The following is a 16,822-nucleotide window of genomic DNA, read 5'->3' on the forward strand; positions in this document are numbered from 1 at the left end:
GAAATGGTGATGCCGGGTGACAACGTCAAGATGGTCGTCACCCTGATCAACCCGGTGGCAATGGACGAAGGCCTGCGCTTCGCCATCCGCGAAGGCGGCCGTACCGTCGGCGCCGGCGTGGTCTCGAAGATCATCGAGTAAGCCTGCAGTACCGGTGGTTGCATAGCGCCGCCGGTTACGCGAATGGCGGGCCGGGAACCTCGGTCCGCCTTCGCCGTCTAAGGGAAGGCAAGTTTCAAAACGTACGCCAGTAGCTCAATTGGCAGAGCAGCGGTCTCCAAAACCGCAGGTTGGGGGTTCGAGTCCCTCCTGGCGTGCCATCTGCCCACCTTATCCAGCGGCCTGGGCCGCTAAAGCAGACACAGCCTGATGAATAGCAAGATCGAACACTCCAAGGACAACTCCGCCAACGGTGGGGATATCGTCAAGTATGTCGCCGCATCGCTGCTGGTGCTGGCCGGTCTGTTCGTCTGGTTCTGGTTCTCCGCCGACTCCGGTCGCGCAACCCAGCTGGGTGCGTGGGCGGGTCAGCTGCGTGCGTTGGCGGTCGTGGTCGGTCTGGTTGGCGGTATCGGCGTGTTCATGCTGACCGGCAAGGGACGCGACACCCGCGAATTCCTCTCCGAGTCGCGCTTCGAACTGCGCAAGGTGGTCTGGCCGACGCGCCAGGAAGCCATCCGCATGACCTGGGTCGTGATGGTGGTGGTGACCATTCTCAGTCTGTTGCTGGGTGGGTTCGATTACGTCATTCAGTGGCTGGTTCAGTTGTTCCTGAGCCGCTAAGGAGAATTGCATGAAGCGTTGGTACGTCGTTCACGCCTATTCGGGCTTCGAGAAGTCGGTGGCGCAGGCTCTGCGCGATCGCATCGTCCGTGACGGCATGGAAGAGCGCTTCGGCGATGTCCTGGTCCCGACCGAAGAAGTGGTCGAGATGCGCGCTGGCCAGAAGCGCCGTTCCGAGCGCAAGTTCTTCCCGGGCTATGTGCTGGTCCAGATCGAGACCCACGAAGAAGCCGGTATTCCGCGCATCGATAACGAAAGCTGGCACCTGGTCAAGGAAACCCCGCGCGTGATGGGCTTCATCGGCGGTACTGCCGACCGCCCGCTGCCGATCGCCGATTCCGAGGCCGAGGCCATCCTGAATCGCGTTCAGGAAGGTGTCGAGAAGCCGCGTCCGAAGGTGCTGTTCGAGCCGGGCCAGATGGTCCGTGTCACCGACGGCCCGTTCAACGATTTCAATGGCGTCGTCGAAGAAGTCAACTACGAGAAGAGCCGTCTGCGCGTCTCGGTGCTGATCTTCGGTCGTGCCACCCCGGTCGAGCTCGAGTTCGGCCAGGTCGAAAAGGCCGTCTGACCTGTCCTGTAGAGTCGAGCCATGCTCGACTCCGGGGGGCTGGATGGTGTGGTAGTCGAGCAAGGCTCGACGCTGCAAAGGGAGCCGGGCCTTGCCCGGTTTCTTCCGTTTACGTGCCGCTTCAGGCATGTGAAGAAAAAACCTGATATAGTGCGCGGCTCCCCGCTGGGAAGCCAGTAGGACGAGGCCGCCGCAAGGTGGCCTTCAGCATGATTTCAAAACGCGATGCCGGGACGCGTGATTCCCGGTCCGATGGGGAGCCTGTTGTCGAAAGGCGCTAGCACCCGGAGAGCATACTCATGGCAAAGAAAGTTGTCGGTTACATCAAGCTGCAGGTGAAGGCCGGTCAGGCCAACCCCTCGCCGCCGGTCGGTCCTGCGCTGGGTCAGCGCGGCCTGAACATCATGGAATTCTGCAAGGCGTTCAACGCTGCCACGCAGAAGCTCGAGCCGGGTCTGCCGGTTCCGGTGATCATCACGGCCTACTCGGACCGTACGTTCACCTTCATCACCAAGAGCACCCCGGCCACCACCCTGCTGAAGAAGGCCGCTGGCATCTCGTCGGGCTCCAAGCGCCCGAACACCGAGAAGGTCGGCAAGGTCACCCGTAAGCAGCTGGAAGAGATCGCCAAGGCGAAGGAACCGGATCTGACTGCCGCCGATCTGGACGCCGCCGTGCGTACCATCGCTGGCTCTGCCCGTTCCATGGGCCTCGTGGTGGAGGGTTAATAAGATGGCACAGACCAAGCGTGAGAAGGCCATCAAGGCCGCCGTCGTTCCGGGCAAGGCATACGCCTTCGAGGACGCGATCAACATCCTGAAGAGCGCCACCAAGGCCAAGTTCGTCGAGTCGATCGACGTCGCTGTGCGCCTGGGCGTCGATGCGAAGAAGTCCGACCAGCAGGTCCGTGGCTCCACCGTGCTGCCGGCCGGTACCGGCAAGTCGGTCCGCGTCGCCGTGTTCGCTCCGGCCGGTGCCAAGGCTGACGAAGCCCTGGCCGCTGGCGCCGAAGCCGTCGGTATGGATGATCTGGCCGAGAAGATGCAGGCCGGCGATCTGAACTACGACGTCGTCATCGCGACCCCGGACGCCATGCGCGTCGTCGGTAAGCTGGGTACCGTGCTGGGCCCGCGCGGCCTGATGCCGAACCCGAAGGTCGGCACCGTTTCCCCGAACCCGGGTGAAGCCGTGAAGAACGCCAAGTCGGGTCAGGTCCGTTACCGCACCGACAAGGCCGGCATCATCCACTGCACCATCGGCAAGGCCGACTTCGCCGAAGACGCGCTGAAGTCGAACCTGACCGCGCTGCTGCTGGACCTGATCAAGGCCAAGCCGGCCACCTCGAAGGGCACCTACCTGCAGAAGGTTTCGGTCAGCTCGACGATGGGCCCGGGCGTCACCGTCGACCAGTCGTCGCTGACCCTGAAGTAATTGTTTCAAGCGGTCACGGTACCTTCGGTGCCGTGACCGTGACATTTGAAGGCATCGCTGGCAGTGCATCGCCCGCGGTAGCCGTCAAAGACCGCAGGCGCGGTCGTGGCACTACCGGCGACGGGCACGGAAGCTCGATCTGGCAAGGAGTCGCCGCCGGAGCAGTCATGAGCGCTTAATCGATTCCCAGGAATCACCCTGCGTAGATGGTGCCCTTCTGGAGTTTTTCTGGTTCACGCACGTCTGGGTTTCCCAGGTTGGCCCACTCCAGGTCTAGAACGGCCCACCCCCCGGAACATCATCCCGATGTTCCCGGCGTCCAGGACGGATGCCGCACAGGACCGCACACGGCAGGAGCCGTAAGCGGAGTTCAATAGGAGGAGTGCAATGGCTCTCAATCTGTCCCAGAAGCAAGAAGTAGTCGCCGAGCTGGCAGACGTCGCCGCCAAGGCCCACTCCTTGATCGCAGCCGAATACGCTGGCACCACGGTCGCCCAGATGACCGCGATGCGCAAGCAGGCTCGTGAAACCGGTGTTTTCTTGAAGGTTGTCAAGAACACCCTGGCTTCGCGCGCCGTTGAAGGCACCGAGTTCGCAGTCGCCCAGGACCAGATGGTTGGTCCGCTGCTGTACGCGTTCTCGCTCGAGGAGCCCGGCGCTGCCGGTCGCCTGATCAAGGAAGCCGCCAAGGGCAACGACAAGCTGAAGGCTAAGGTCGTCGCCATCGGTGGCGAAGTGTTCCCGGCAAGCCACGTCGACGTGCTGGCCTCGCTGCCGACCCGCGACCAGGCCCTGGCCATGCTGGCCCGCGTCCTGACCGAGCCGGTCACGATGTTTGCCCGCGCCATCAAGGCCGTTGGCGAGAAGCAGGGTGGTGGCGACGTCGCCGCCGACGCTGCCGAGCCGGCCGCCGAGACCGCCTGAGTTTCGACTTACCGTGGTTCCTGACGGAACCTCAACCCAGAAAATCATCCAAAGGTATTAATCATGTCCCTTACCAACGAACAGATCGTCGACGCCATCGCCGAGAAGTCCCTGATGGAAGTGATGGAGCTGGTCAAGGCCATCGAAGAGAAGTTCGGCGTCTCCGCCGCTGCTCCGGTTGCCGTGGCTGCTGCCGCTGGCCCGGCCGCTGCTGTTGAAGAGCAGACCGAGTTCACCGTCACCCTGAAGTCGGCCGGCGACAAGAAGGTCGAAGTCATCAAGGCCGTCCGTGCCATCACCGGCCTGGGCCTGAAGGAAGCGAAGGACCTGGCCGAAGCCGGTGGCGTCCTGAAGGATGCCGCTTCGAAGGAAGACGCCGAGAAGATGAAGAAGGACCTGGAAGCTGCTGGCGCGACTGTCGAAGTCAAGTAAGCAGTTACCTTGCATCGTCACCGATTCACGGCGATGCAGCCAAGGCTGGGGGCGTAAGCCCCCGGCCTTTGGTCGTTGTTGCGGTGTTGTGGATCCACGCTATGCGTGGATGTAATCGGTAGATCCACGCCATGCGTGGATGCAGGAAGCAGCAAAAAGCCCAACACGGGCTGCAGTCAGACCCCGGCCGGCCAGCGCAGTGCGCGGCAGCAGGGGCGTGGTAGCAGACGAGTTGGCAGTTGGAAGTAGCGGGAGAAGGCGTGCTGGTGCCGGCAATACCAGCGACTTCCAACTGACAATTTCAAGTTCCCTTCGGATCGTGGGCGCACGATCCGCACAACAAGGTGGAAGACCTCATGACGTCCTATTCGTTCACCGAAAAAAAGCGTATCCGCAAGGATTTCGGCAAGCAGCGCTCGATTCTCGAAGTGCCGTTCCTGCTCGCCATCCAGGTGGATTCCTATCGTGAATTCCTGCAGGAAAACGTCGATCCGGCCAAGCGCACGGACCACGGCCTGCACGCTGCGCTGAAGTCGGTCTTCCCGATCGCCAGCTACAGCGGCAATGCTGCCCTGGAATACGTCGGCTACAAGCTGGGCGAGCCGGTCTTCGACGAGCGTGAGTGCCGCCAGCGTGGCATGAGCTACGGCGCCCCGCTGCGCGTGACCGTGCGCCTGGTGATCTACGACCGTGAGTCGTCGACCAAGGCCATCAAGTACGTGAAGGAGCAGGAGGTCTATCTGGGCGAAATCCCGCTGATGACCGAGAACGGCACCTTCATCGTCAACGGCACCGAGCGCGTCATCGTCTCGCAGCTGCACCGCTCGCCGGGCGTGTTCTTCGACCACGACCGTGGCAAGACCCACAGCTCGGGCAAGCTGCTGTACAGCGCCCGCATCATTCCCTACCGCGGCTCCTGGCTGGACTTCGAGTTCGACCCGAAGGACGCGCTGTTCACCCGTATCGACCGCCGCCGCAAGCTGCCGGTGTCGATCCTGCTGCGCGCGCTCGGCTACAGCAACGAAGAGATGCTGGCCGAGTTCTTCGAGATCAACACCTTCCACATCAACCCGGATGAAGGCGTCCAGCTGGAGCTGGTGCCGGAGCGCCTGCGTGGCGAAACCCTGGGCTTCGACCTCGCCGACGGCGACAAGGTCATCGTGGAAGCCGGTAAGCGCATCACCGCGCGCCACATCAAGCAGCTGGAAGCCTCGGGCATCGCCGCCCTGGCCGTGCCGGACGACTACATCGTCGGCCGCATCCTGTCGCACGACGTGGTCGATGCCTCGACCGGCGAACTGCTGGCGCAGGCCAACGACGAAATCAGCGACGAGCAGCTGCAGGCCTTCCGCAAGGCCGGTGTGGATGCCGTGGGCACCCTGTGGGTGAACGATCTGGACCGTGGCCCGTACCTGTCCAACACCCTGCGCATCGATCCGACCAAGACCCAGCTGGAAGCCCTGGTCGAGATCTACCGCATGATGCGACCGGGCGAGCCGCCGACCAAGGATGCCGCGCAGAACCTGTTCCACAACCTGTTCTTCACCTTCGAGCGCTACGACCTGTCCGCGGTCGGCCGCATGAAGTTCAACCGTCGCGTGGGCCGCAAGGAAACCACCGGCGAAGCCGTGCTGTACGACCGCAAGTACTACGGTGAGCGCAACGACGAAGAGTCCAAGCGCCTGGTCGCCGCCCATGGCGACAGCTCCGACATCCTGGACGTGATCAAGGTCCTGACCGAGATCCGCAACGGCCGCGGCGTGGTCGACGACATCGACCACCTGGGCAACCGTCGCGTGCGTTCGGTCGGCGAAATGGCCGAGAACGTGTTCCGCGTCGGCCTGGTCCGCGTCGAGCGCGCGGTCAAGGAGCGCCTGTCGATGGCCGAGTCGGAAGGCCTGACCCCGCAGGAGCTGATCAACGCCAAGCCGGTCGCCGCTGCCATCAAGGAGTTCTTCGGTTCCTCGCAGCTGTCGCAGTTCATGGACCAGAACAACCCGCTGTCGGAAGTGACCCATAAGCGTCGCGTCTCGGCCCTGGGCCCGGGCGGTCTGACCCGTGAGCGCGCCGGCTTCGAAGTGCGCGACGTGCACCCGACCCATTACGGCCGCGTCTGCACCATCGAAACCCCGGAAGGCCCGAACATCGGCCTGATCAACTCGCTGGCCGTGTACGCCCGCACCAACCAGTACGGTTTCCTCGAGACCCCGTACCGCAAGGTCGTGGACGGCAAGGTCTATGACGAAGTCGAGTTCCTGTCGGCCATCGAAGAAAACGAGTACGTCATTGCGCAGGCCAACGCCCTGACCAATGCCGACAGCGTGCTGACCGAGCAGTTCGTTCCGTGCCGCTTCCAGGGCGAATCGCTGCTGAAGCCGCCGGCGGAAGTCCACTTCATGGACGTCTCGCCGATGCAGACCGTGTCGATCGCGGCCGCGCTGGTTCCGTTCCTGGAGCACGATGACGCGAACCGTGCACTGATGGGCGCCAACATGCAGCGTCAGGCCGTGCCGACCCTGCGTGCGCAGAAGCCGCTGGTCGGTACCGGCATCGAGCGCGCCGTGGCGCGTGACTCCGGTGTGACCGTGAACGCCCGTCGTGGTGGTGAGATCGTGCAGATCGACGCCGCCCGCATCGTGGTCAAGGTCAACGAGGAAGAGATCGTTGGTGCCACCGACGCAGGCGTGGACATCTACAACCTGGTCAAGTACACCCGTTCGAACCAGAACACCTGCATCAACCAGCGTCCGCTGGTCCAGGTGGGTGACGTCATCGCCCGCGGCGACGTGCTGGCCGACGGTCCGTCCACCGACATCGGCGAACTGGCCCTGGGCCAGAACATGCTGATCGCGTTCATGCCGTGGAACGGCTACAACTTCGAAGACTCCATCCTGCTCTCCGAGCGCGTGGTGGAAGAGGATCGTTACACCACGATCCACATCGAAGAGCTGACCTGCGTCGCGCGTGACACCAAGCTGGGGCCGGAGGAAATCTCCGCCGACATCCCGAACGTCTCCGAGCAGGCGCTGAACCGCCTGGACGAGAGCGGCGTGGTGTACATCGGTGCCGAAGTCCGCGCCGGCGACATCATGGTCGGCAAGGTCACCCCGAAGGGCGAAAGCCAGCTGACCCCGGAAGAGAAGCTGCTGCGCGCGATCTTCGGCGAGAAGGCTTCGGACGTGAAGGACAGCTCGCTGCGCGTTCCGCCGGGTATGGACGGCACCGTCATCGACGTGCAGGTCTTCACCCGCGACGGCATCGAGAAGGACAAGCGCGCCCGCCAGATCGAAGAGTCCGAAATCAAGCGCGTCAAGAAGGACTTCGACGACCAGTTCCGCATCCTGGAAGCCGCCATCTACATGCGTCTGCGTTCGCAGATCGTGGGCAAGGTGGTCAACGGTGGCGCTGGCCTGAAGAAGGGTGATGTGATCACCGACGCCTTCCTGGACGGCCTGAAGAAGGCTGACTGGTTCGCCCTGCGCATGAAGGACGAGGACGCTTCGGAAGCCATCGAGCGCGCGCAGAAGCAGATCCAGGCGCACGAGAAGGAATTCGAGCGTCGCTTCGCCGACAAGCGCGGCAAGATCACCGCCGGTGACGACCTCGCCCCGGGCGTGCTGAAGATGGTCAAGGTGTTCCTGGCCGTGAAGCGCCGCATCCAGCCGGGCGACAAGATGGCAGGCCGCCACGGCAACAAGGGTGTGGTCTCCAACGTGGTGCCGGTCGAGGACATGCCGTACATGGCCTCGGGCGAGACCGTGGACATCGTGCTGAACCCGCTGGGCGTGCCGTCGCGTATGAACATCGGCCAGATCCTGGAAGTGCACCTGGGCTGGGCGGCCAAGGGCCTGGGTCGCAAGATCCAGGCGATGATGGAAGCCCAGGCCGCCGTTGCCGACCTGCGCAAGTTCCTGGACGACATCTACAACCACGACGACACCAACGTGGCCAACCGTGTCGACCTGTCGCAGTTCAGCGACGAGGAACTGCTGCGTCTGGCCCGTAACCTCACCGACGGCGTGCCGATGGCCACCCCGGTGTTCGACGGCGCCACCGAAGCGGAAATCAAGCGCATGCTGGAACTGGCCGACCTGCCGAGCAGTGGCCAGACCCAGCTGTACGACGGCCGCACCGGTGAAGCGTTCGATCGCCACACCACCGTGGGTTACATGCACTACCTGAAGCTGAACCACCTGGTCGACGACAAGATGCACGCCCGTTCGACCGGTCCGTACTCGCTCGTCACCCAGCAGCCGCTGGGCGGCAAGGCGCAGTTCGGCGGCCAGCGCTTCGGTGAAATGGAAGTCTGGGCGCTGGAAGCCTACGGCGCGGCCTACACCCTGCAGGAAATGCTGACGGTGAAGTCCGATGACGTGCAGGGCCGCAACCAGATGTACAAGAACATCGTCGACGGTGAGCACGAGATGGTCGCGGGCATGCCGGAATCCTTCAACGTGCTCGTGAAGGAAATCCGCTCGCTGGCCATCAACATGGAACTGGAAGACAACTGATCCATGCCGGCGCGGCGGTCCGCCGCCGCGCCGCTGGCAGTGAACTGAAAGCCCATCGACACAGCATTCCTCCTTCTGGAGAACACCATGAAAGACCTGCTCAACCTCTTCAACCAGCAGCGCCAGACGCTGGACTTCGACGCGATCAAGATCGCGCTGGCCTCGCCGGACCTGATCCGTTCGTGGTCCTTCGGCGAAGTGAAGAAGCCGGAAACCATCAATTACCGTACCTTCAAGCCGGAACGCGACGGCCTGTTCTGCGCCGCCATCTTCGGCCCGGTGAAGGACTACGAGTGCCTGTGCGGCAAGTACAAGCGCATGAAGCACCGCGGCGTGGTCTGCGAAAAGTGCGGCACCGAAGTGACCCTGGCCAAGGTGCGTCGTGAGCGCATGGGCCACATCGACCTGGCCTCGCCAGTCGCGCACATCTGGTTCCTGAAGTCGCTGCCGTCGCGCATCGGCCTGATGCTGGACATGACCCTGCGCGACATCGAGCGCGTGTTGTACTTCGAAGCCTACGTGGTGACCGAGCCGGGCCTGACCGCCCTGGAACGCCGCCAGCTGCTGACCGAAGAACAGTACCTGCAGGCCCGCCAGGAGCACGGTGACGACTTCGACGCCGCCATGGGCGCCGAAGCCGTGTACGAACTGCTGCGCACCATCGACCTGCAGTCGGAAATGACCCGCCTGCGCGAGGAAATCGCCGCTACCGGTTCGGAAACCAAGCTCAAGCGCCTCACCAAGCGCATCAAGCTGATCGAGGCCTTCCTGGAATCGGGCAACCGTCCGGAGTGGATGGTCATGACCGTGCTGCCGGTGCTGCCGCCGGACCTGCGTCCGCTGGTTCCGCTGGATGGCGGCCGCTTCGCGACCTCCGACCTGAACGACCTGTACCGCCGCGTCATCAACCGCAACAACCGCCTGCGCCGCCTGCTCGAACTGAGCGCGCCGGACATCATCGTGCGCAATGAAAAGCGCATGCTGCAGGAATCGGTCGATGCGCTGCTGGACAACGGCCGTCGCGGCCGTGCCATCACCGGCACCAACAAGCGCCCGCTGAAGTCGCTGGCCGACATGATCAAGGGCAAGCAGGGTCGCTTCCGCCAGAACCTGCTGGGCAAGCGCGTCGACTACTCGGGCCGTTCGGTCATCGTGGTCGGTCCGTACCTGCGCCTGCACCAGTGCGGCCTGCCGAAGAAGATGGCGCTTGAGCTGTTCAAGCCGTTCGTCTTCGCCAAGCTGCAGCGTCGTGGCCTGGCCACCACCATCAAGGCCGCCAAGAAGCTGGTCGAGCGCGAAGAAGCCGAAGTCTGGGACATCCTGGAAGAGGTCATCCGCGAGCATCCGGTGATGCTGAACCGTGCGCCGACCCTGCACCGCCTGGGTATCCAGGCGTTCGAGCCGGTGCTGATCGAAGGCAAGGCCATCCAGCTGCACCCGCTGGTCTGCACCGCGTTCAACGCCGACTTCGACGGTGACCAGATGGCCGTCCACGTGCCGCTCTCGCTGGAAGCCCAGCTGGAAGCGCGTGCGCTGATGATGTCGACCAACAACATCCTGTCGCCGGCCAACGGCGAGCCGATCATCGTGCCGTCGCAGGACGTCGTGCTGGGTCTGTACTACATGACCCGCTCGCTGGAAAACAAGAAGGGCGAGGGCATGGCCTTTGCCAACATCGCGGAAGTCAAGCGCGCCTACGACAACCGCGTGGTGGAACTGCACGCGCGCGTCAAGGTCCGCATCACCGAGGTGGTGACCGACGAGGACGGCATCAAGCAGAACAAGACCTCGATCGTGGACACCACGATCGGTCGCGCCCTGCTGGCTGAAATCCTGCCGGAAGGCCTGCCGTTCGCGCTGGCCAACACCGAGCTGACCAAGAAGAACATCAGCCGCCTGATCAACTCCAGCTACCGCCAGCTGGGTCTGAAGGACACGGTCGTGTTCGCCGACAAGCTGATGTACACCGGCTTCGCCTACGCGACCCGCGCCGGCGTCTCGATCGGCATCGACGACATGCTGATCCCGGACGAGAAGAAGGGCATCCTCACCGAGGCCGAAGCCGAAGTGCTGGAAATCCAGGAGCAGTACCAGTCGGGTCTGGTCACCGCCGGCGAGCGCTACAACAAGGTGGTCGACATCTGGTCGCGCACCAACGAGCGCATCGCCAAGGCGATGATGGACACCATCGGTACCGAGAAGGTGGTCAATGCCAAGGGTGAGACCATCGACCAGAAGTCGATGAACTCGCTGTACATCATGGCCGACTCCGGTGCGCGTGGTTCGCAGGCGCAGATCCGTCAGCTGGCCGGCATGCGTGGCCTGATGGCGCGTCCGGACGGCTCGATCATCGAGACGCCCATCAAGGCGAACTTCCGCGAAGGCCTGAACGTGCAGGAGTACTTCAACTCCACCCACGGTGCCCGTAAGGGTCTGGCCGATACCGCGCTGAAGACCGCGAACTCGGGTTACCTGACCCGTCGTCTGGTCGACGTCGCGCAGGACGTGGTGATCACCGAGGTGGATTGCGGTACCACCGAAGGCCTGATCATGACCCCGATCGTGGAAGGCGGCGACGTGGTCGAGCCGCTGAAGGACCGCGTGCTGGGTCGCGTGGTTGCCGAGGACGTGTTCCTGCCGGGCAACGACGAAGATCCGATCGTCACCCGCAACACCCTGCTGGACGAAGCCTGGGTCGCCAAGCTGGAAGATGCCGGCGTGCAGACCATCAAGGTCCGCTCGACCATCTCCTGCGAATCGGCCTTCGGCGTCTGCTCGCGCTGCTACGGCCGCGATCTGGCCCGTGGCCACCTGGTCAACATCGGTGAAGCGGTCGGCGTCATCGCCGCCCAGTCCATCGGTGAGCCGGGTACCCAGCTGACCATGCGTACGTTCCACATCGGTGGTGCGGCGTCGCGAGCTGCTGCGGTCGACAACATCACCGTCAAGACCACCGGCTCGGTGAAGTTCAGCAACCTCAAGTCGGTCGAGCATGCCAACGGCTCGCTGGTGGCAGTGTCGCGCTCGGGCGAAATCTCGGTGCTCGATGCCCACGGTCGTGAGCGTGAGCGTTACAAGCTGCCGTACGGTGCGACCATCACGTCCAAGGACGGTGATGCGATCAAGGCTGGCCAGACCGTGGCCAACTGGGATCCGCATAACCACCCGATCGTGTCGGAAGTGGCCGGCTTCATCCGCTTCATCGACTTCGTCGACGGCATCACCGTCATCGAGAAGACCGACGAGCTGACCGGCCTCGCTTCGCGCGAAATCACCGATCCGAAGCGTCGTGGTACCCAGGCCAAGGACCTGCGCCCGATCGTGCGCATCGTCGACGCCAAGGGCAACGACCTGTCGATCCCGGGCACCGATCTGCCGGCGCAGTACCTGCTGCCGCCGCGCTCGATCGTCAACCTGCAGGACGGCGCTGCTGTCGGCGTGGGTGACGTGGTCGCCAAGATCCCGCAGGAAGCGTCGAAGACCCGCGACATCACCGGTGGTCTGCCGCGCGTGGCCGACCTGTTCGAAGCGCGCAAGCCGAAGGATCCGGCGGTGCTGGCCGAGCGTTCGGGCATCATCAGCTTCGGCAAGGACACCAAGGGCAAGCAGCGCCTGATCATCAAGGACACCGATGGTTCGGAGCACGAAGAGCTGATTCCGAAGTACCGCCAGGTCATCGTGTTCGAAGGCGAGCATGTCACCAAGGGTGAAACCATCGTGGACGGCGAGCCGAGCCCGCAGGACATCCTGCGTCTGCTGGGTGTCGAACCGCTGGCCGCCTACCTGGTGAAGGAAATCCAGGACGTGTACCGCCTGCAGGGCGTGAAGATCAACGACAAGCACATCGAGGTGATCACCCGCCAGATGCTGCGCAAGGTCGAGATCACCGACCAGGGCAGCAGCAAGTTCCTGAACGGTGAACAGGTGGAGCGTCAGCGCGTTATCGAGGAGAATGCGCGCCTGTCGACCCGCAACGAGCTGCCGGCGCACTTCGATCCGGTCCTGCTGGGTATCACCAAGGCCTCGCTGGCGACCGAATCGTTCATCTCGGCCGCGTCGTTCCAGGAAACCACCCGCGTGCTGACCGAAGCGGCCGTCCGCGGCACCTCGGACAACCTGCGTGGCCTGAAGGAAAACGTCATCGTGGGTCGCCTGATTCCGGCCGGTACCGGCCTGGCGTACCACAGCAACCGCCGTCGCGGCGCTTCCGGTCTCACCGAGTCGGAAATGCAGACCCTGGCCGGCACCCCGGCCGCGGTCGAGGCTCCGGCCGTTGAAGCTGAAGCTGAACAGGTGTCTGGCGAAGAATGAGTTATCCGGTCCGGCCGCAAGGCCGGACCATCCCGTCGGTTCATCGACGGGTAGGGAAAGGGCAGGGGGATCGTCCGCGATCCTCCCCGCCAACCTGAACGGGGTACATGGAGGCCCCCCAGTAACGTTCCAGGATCAGGAACGGGCTTGACAGGAGGCGTTTGACTGCTTTCCTGGCAGGTTGCTACAATCGTCTGTCTCAGCAGGCCAGAATTTTGGCCTGCTTTAACATTTCCGCATCTCTGGTCGGATTTTCCGGCCACCAATCAGAAGAACCTACTGATGGCGACGATCAACCAGCTGGTCCGCAAGCCGCGGCAAGCGACCACCTACAAGAGTGCCTCGCCGGCGCTCGACAAGTGCCCGCAGCGCCGTGGCGTCTGCACCCGTGTCTACACCACCACTCCGAAGAAGCCGAACTCGGCTCTGCGCAAGGTTGCCAAGGTCCGCCTGACCAACCAGGAAGAAGTGATTTCCTACATCGGTGGTGAAGGCCACAACCTGCAGGAGCACTCCGTGGTCCTGATCCGCGGCGGTCGCGTCAAGGACCTGCCGGGTGTGCGTTACCACACCGTTCGTGGCTCGCTCGACGCCGCCGGCGTTGCCAAGCGTCGCCAGGCCCGTTCCAAGTACGGCGCCAAGCGTCCGAAGGCATAAGGAGAGAGCACTATGTCGCGTAAGGGTAATACTCCGCAGCGTTCCGTCCTGCCCGATCCGAAGCACGGAAGCGAAACCATCGCCCGCTTCATCAACATGGTCATGCAGAGCGGCAAGAAGTCCGTCGCCGAAAAGATCGTGTACGGCGCCATGGACGTGATCACCGAGAAGAACAGCAGCGCCAACGCCATTGAGCTGGTGCAGAAGGCTCTGGACAACGTCGCTCCGGCGGTCGAAGTCAAGTCGCGCCGCGTCGGTGGTGCCACCTACCAGGTGCCGGTCGAAGTGCGTTCGTCGCGCAAGATGGCTCTGGCCATGCGCTGGCTGATCGACTCCGCGCGCAAGCGTGGTGAGAACACCATGCCGAAGAAGCTGGCTGCTGAACTGATCGACGCCTCGGAAAACCGTGGCGGCGCCATCAAGAAGCGCGAAGAAACCCACCGCATGGCCGAAGCCAACAAGGCATTCGCCCACTACCGCTGGTGAGTTTGACGGCCTTGTAAAACAGGCAGGGCAGCACCACTTCGGTGCGTGCTGCCTCGCGGTCCCAGAAGGACTGCGCCAATCCGAAGGCCGCCGAAAGGCGGCGTTCGGCCATCCGAAATCCAAGAAATCTGAGAGGCTCCCGTGGCCCGTTCCACTCCCATCGAGCGTTACCGTAACTTCGGCATCATGGCTCACATCGATGCCGGCAAGACCACCACGTCCGAGCGCATCCTGTTCTACACCGGCAAGAGCCACAAGATCGGTGAAGTGCATGACGGCGCCGCCACCATGGACTGGATGGAGCAGGAGCAGGAGCGTGGCATCACGATCCAGTCCGCTGCCACCACCGCGTTCTGGAAGGGCATGGACAAGTCCCTGCCGGAGCACCGCTTCAACATCATCGACACCCCCGGGCACGTCGACTTCACCATCGAAGTGGAGCGCTCGCTGCGCGTGCTCGACGGTGCCGTCTTCGTCCTGTGTGCCGTCGGTGGCGTGCAGCCGCAGTCGGAAACCGTGTGGCGCCAGGCCAACAAGTACCACGTGCCGCGCATCGCGTTCGTCAACAAGATGGACCGCACCGGTGCCAACTTCCAGAAGGTCGTCGGCCAGCTGAAGGCCAAGCTGGGCGCGGTTGCCGTGCCGATGCAGCTGCCGATCGGCGCTGAAGACAACTTCAAGGGCGTCGTCGACCTGCTGAAGATGAAGGCCATCCACTGGGATGAGGCTTCGCAGGGCATGAAGTTCGAGTACGGTGAAATCCCGGCCGAGCTGCAGGGTCCGGCTGAAGAGGCTCGCCAGTTCATGGTCGAGACCGCTGCCGAAGCCAGCGAAGAGCTGATGGAAAAGTACCTGGGCGGCGAAGAGCTGGCCGAGGCTGAAATCATCAATGCGCTGCGTACCCGCACCCTGGCCACCGAGATCGTGCCGATGTACTGCGGCTCGGCCTTCAAGAACAAGGGCGTGCAGGCCATGCTGGACGGCGTGATCCAGCTGCTGCCGTCGCCGGTCGACGTGCCGGACGTGAAGGGCGTGGACGTTGACGACGACACTGTCGAAATGACCCGCAAGTCGGACGACAAGGCTCCGTTCTCGTCGCTGGCCTTCAAGATCATCACCGACCCGTTCGTCGGCGCGTTGACCTTCTTCCGTGTCTACTCGGGCACCCTGAACGGTGGCGACACCGTGCTGAACTCGGTGAAGGGCAAGAAGGAGCGCATCGGCCGCATCCTGCAGATGCACTCGAACAACCGCGAGGAAATCAAGGAAGTTCTGGCCGGTGACATCGCCGCTGCCGTGGGCCTGAAGGACACCACCACCGGTGACACCCTGTGCGCCGTGGACGCCCCGATCATCCTGGAGCGCATGACGTTCCCGGAGCCGGTGATCTCGATGGCCGTCGAGCCGAAGACCAAGTCGGACCAGGAAAAGATGGGCCTGGCCCTGGGCCGCCTGGCGCAGGAAGATCCGTCGTTCCGCGTCAAGACCGACGAAGAATCCGGCCAGACCATCATCTCGGGCATGGGCGAGCTGCACCTGGACATCATCGTCGACCGCCTGAAGCGCGAGTTCAACGTTGAAGCCAACGTCGGCGCGCCGCAGGTGGCCTACCGCGAAACCATCACCCTGGCCGACGTCAAGTCGGACTACAAGCACGCCAAGCAGTCCGGTGGTAAGGGTCAGTACGGTCACGTCGTGATCGAACTGTCGCCGATCACCGCTGCCGACCGTGCCGATCCGAAGCTGGCTCCGGCCATCAAGGACGACTTCCTGTTCATCAACGACATCACCGGCGGCGTGATCCCGAAGGAATTCATTCCGTCGGTTGAAAAGGGCCTGCGCGAAACCATCACCAGCGGTCCGCTGGCTGGCTTCCCGGTCGTGGACGTCAAGGTGAAGCTGGTGTTCGGTTCGTACCACGACGTCGACTCCTCGGAAATGGCGTTCAAGCTGGCTTCGTCGATGGCCTTCAAGCAGGGCTTCGCCAAGGCCAAGCCGGTGCTGCTGGAGCCGATCATGAAGGTCGAGATCGTGACCCCGGAGGATTACCAGGGTGACGTGATGGGCGACGTCAGCCGTCGTCGCGGCGTGCTGCAGGGTTCCGACACCACCGGTGACGGTTCGGCCAGCATCATCAACGCGATGATCCCGCTGGGTGAAATGTTCGGCTACGCCACTGCGCTGCGTTCGCAGACCCAGGGCCGCGCCACCTTCACCATGGAATTCGATCACTACGAGCCGGCGCCGACCAACATCGCCGAAGCCGTCATGAAGAAGGGCTGAGCCTCGCTCAGCCTCTCTTGAAACCACTTACGAACAATCAAGGTATAGAACAATGGCAAAGGGTAAGTTCGAGCGCACCAAGCCGCACGTCAACGTCGGCACCATCGGTCACGTCGACCACGGCAAGACCACGCTGACCGCTGCACTGACCAAGATCGGTGCCGAGCGCTTCGGTGGCGAGTTCAAGGATTACTCCTCGATCGACGCCGCGCCGGAAGAAAAGGCTCGTGGCATCACGATCTCGACCGCGCACGTCGAATACGAATCCCCGGTCCGTCACTACGCCCACGTGGATTGCCCGGGCCATGCTGACTACGTCAAGAACATGATCACCGGTGCCGCCCAGATGGACGGCGCGATCCTGGTGTGCTCGGCCGCTGACGGCCCGATGCCGCAGACCCGCGAGCACATCCTGCTGTCGCGCCAGGTCGGC

13 protein-coding genes and 1 tRNA gene are annotated in these 16,822 nt (G+C 63.3%); all 14 read left to right on the forward strand.

Translation table 11 applies throughout. From position 1 onward, the window contains the following. Positions 1-141 (forward strand): EF-Tu C-terminal domain-related protein (locus AC5P57_RS21795; protein WP_487247787.1); only part of this gene is annotated, 141 nt, incomplete at its 5' end. A 103-nt stretch (positions 142-244) separates the two neighbouring features. After that, positions 245-320: transfer RNA gene (locus tag AC5P57_RS21800), tRNA-Trp, on the forward strand. Between the two features lie 49 nt (positions 321-369). Beyond that, positions 370-783 carry a preprotein translocase subunit SecE gene (gene secE, locus AC5P57_RS21805; protein WP_005408202.1) on the forward strand — a complete coding sequence of 138 codons (414 nt, stop codon included), beginning with the start codon at positions 370-372 and terminating at the stop codon, positions 781-783. 10 nt (positions 784-793) lie between these two features. Continuing rightward, the gene (nusG, locus tag AC5P57_RS21810) at positions 794-1,354 is read left to right on the forward strand and encodes a transcription termination/antitermination protein NusG (RefSeq protein ID WP_004154362.1); all 561 of its coding nucleotides are present in this window, start codon (positions 794-796) and stop codon (positions 1,352-1,354) included. A gap of 299 nt (positions 1,355-1,653) precedes the next feature. Beyond that, on the forward strand, positions 1,654-2,082 hold the full coding sequence (gene rplK, locus AC5P57_RS21815; protein ID WP_004145248.1) for a 50S ribosomal protein L11: 429 nt from the start codon (positions 1,654-1,656) through the stop codon (positions 2,080-2,082). A 4-nt stretch (positions 2,083-2,086) separates the two neighbouring features. Next, positions 2,087-2,785 carry a 50S ribosomal protein L1 gene (rplA, locus tag AC5P57_RS21820; protein ID WP_004154350.1) on the forward strand — a complete coding sequence of 233 codons (699 nt, stop codon included), beginning with the start codon at positions 2,087-2,089 and terminating at the stop codon, positions 2,783-2,785. Positions 2,786-3,172: 387 nt separating this feature from the next. Further along, a complete protein-coding gene (rplJ, locus tag AC5P57_RS21825; RefSeq protein ID WP_005408203.1) occupies positions 3,173-3,709 on the forward strand; it encodes a 50S ribosomal protein L10 in 537 nt (178 codons plus the stop codon). A gap of 63 nt (positions 3,710-3,772) precedes the next feature. After that, positions 3,773-4,141 (forward strand): 50S ribosomal protein L7/L12, encoded by a 369-nt coding sequence (gene rplL, locus AC5P57_RS21830; RefSeq protein WP_099551233.1) that lies wholly within the window; start codon positions 3,773-3,775, stop codon positions 4,139-4,141. 356 nt (positions 4,142-4,497) lie between these two features. After that, positions 4,498-8,652, forward strand: coding sequence for a DNA-directed RNA polymerase subunit beta (gene rpoB / locus AC5P57_RS21835; protein ID WP_099551232.1), 4,155 nt, complete (start codon positions 4,498-4,500; stop codon positions 8,650-8,652). A gap of 87 nt (positions 8,653-8,739) precedes the next feature. Continuing rightward, positions 8,740-12,963 carry a DNA-directed RNA polymerase subunit beta' gene (gene rpoC, locus AC5P57_RS21840; RefSeq protein ID WP_099551231.1) on the forward strand — a complete coding sequence of 1,408 codons (4,224 nt, stop codon included), beginning with the start codon at positions 8,740-8,742 and terminating at the stop codon, positions 12,961-12,963. A gap of 282 nt (positions 12,964-13,245) precedes the next feature. Next, positions 13,246-13,620, forward strand: a complete 375-nt coding sequence (gene rpsL / locus AC5P57_RS21845; RefSeq protein WP_004145320.1) for a 30S ribosomal protein S12 — start codon at positions 13,246-13,248, stop codon at positions 13,618-13,620. Positions 13,621-13,632: 12 nt separating this feature from the next. Continuing rightward, on the forward strand, positions 13,633-14,106 hold the full coding sequence (gene rpsG, locus AC5P57_RS21850; protein WP_004145321.1) for a 30S ribosomal protein S7: 474 nt from the start codon (positions 13,633-13,635) through the stop codon (positions 14,104-14,106). A gap of 141 nt (positions 14,107-14,247) precedes the next feature. After that, positions 14,248-16,389 (forward strand): elongation factor G, encoded by a 2,142-nt coding sequence (gene fusA, locus AC5P57_RS21855; protein WP_005408207.1) that lies wholly within the window; start codon positions 14,248-14,250, stop codon positions 16,387-16,389. Between the two features lie 52 nt (positions 16,390-16,441). Then, a partial coding sequence (locus AC5P57_RS21860; protein WP_465161854.1) for a GTP-binding protein occupies positions 16,442-16,822 on the forward strand: 381 nt, incomplete at its 3' end.

It is taken from the genome of Stenotrophomonas sp. YJH_SMC_79 (assembly GCF_059367995.1).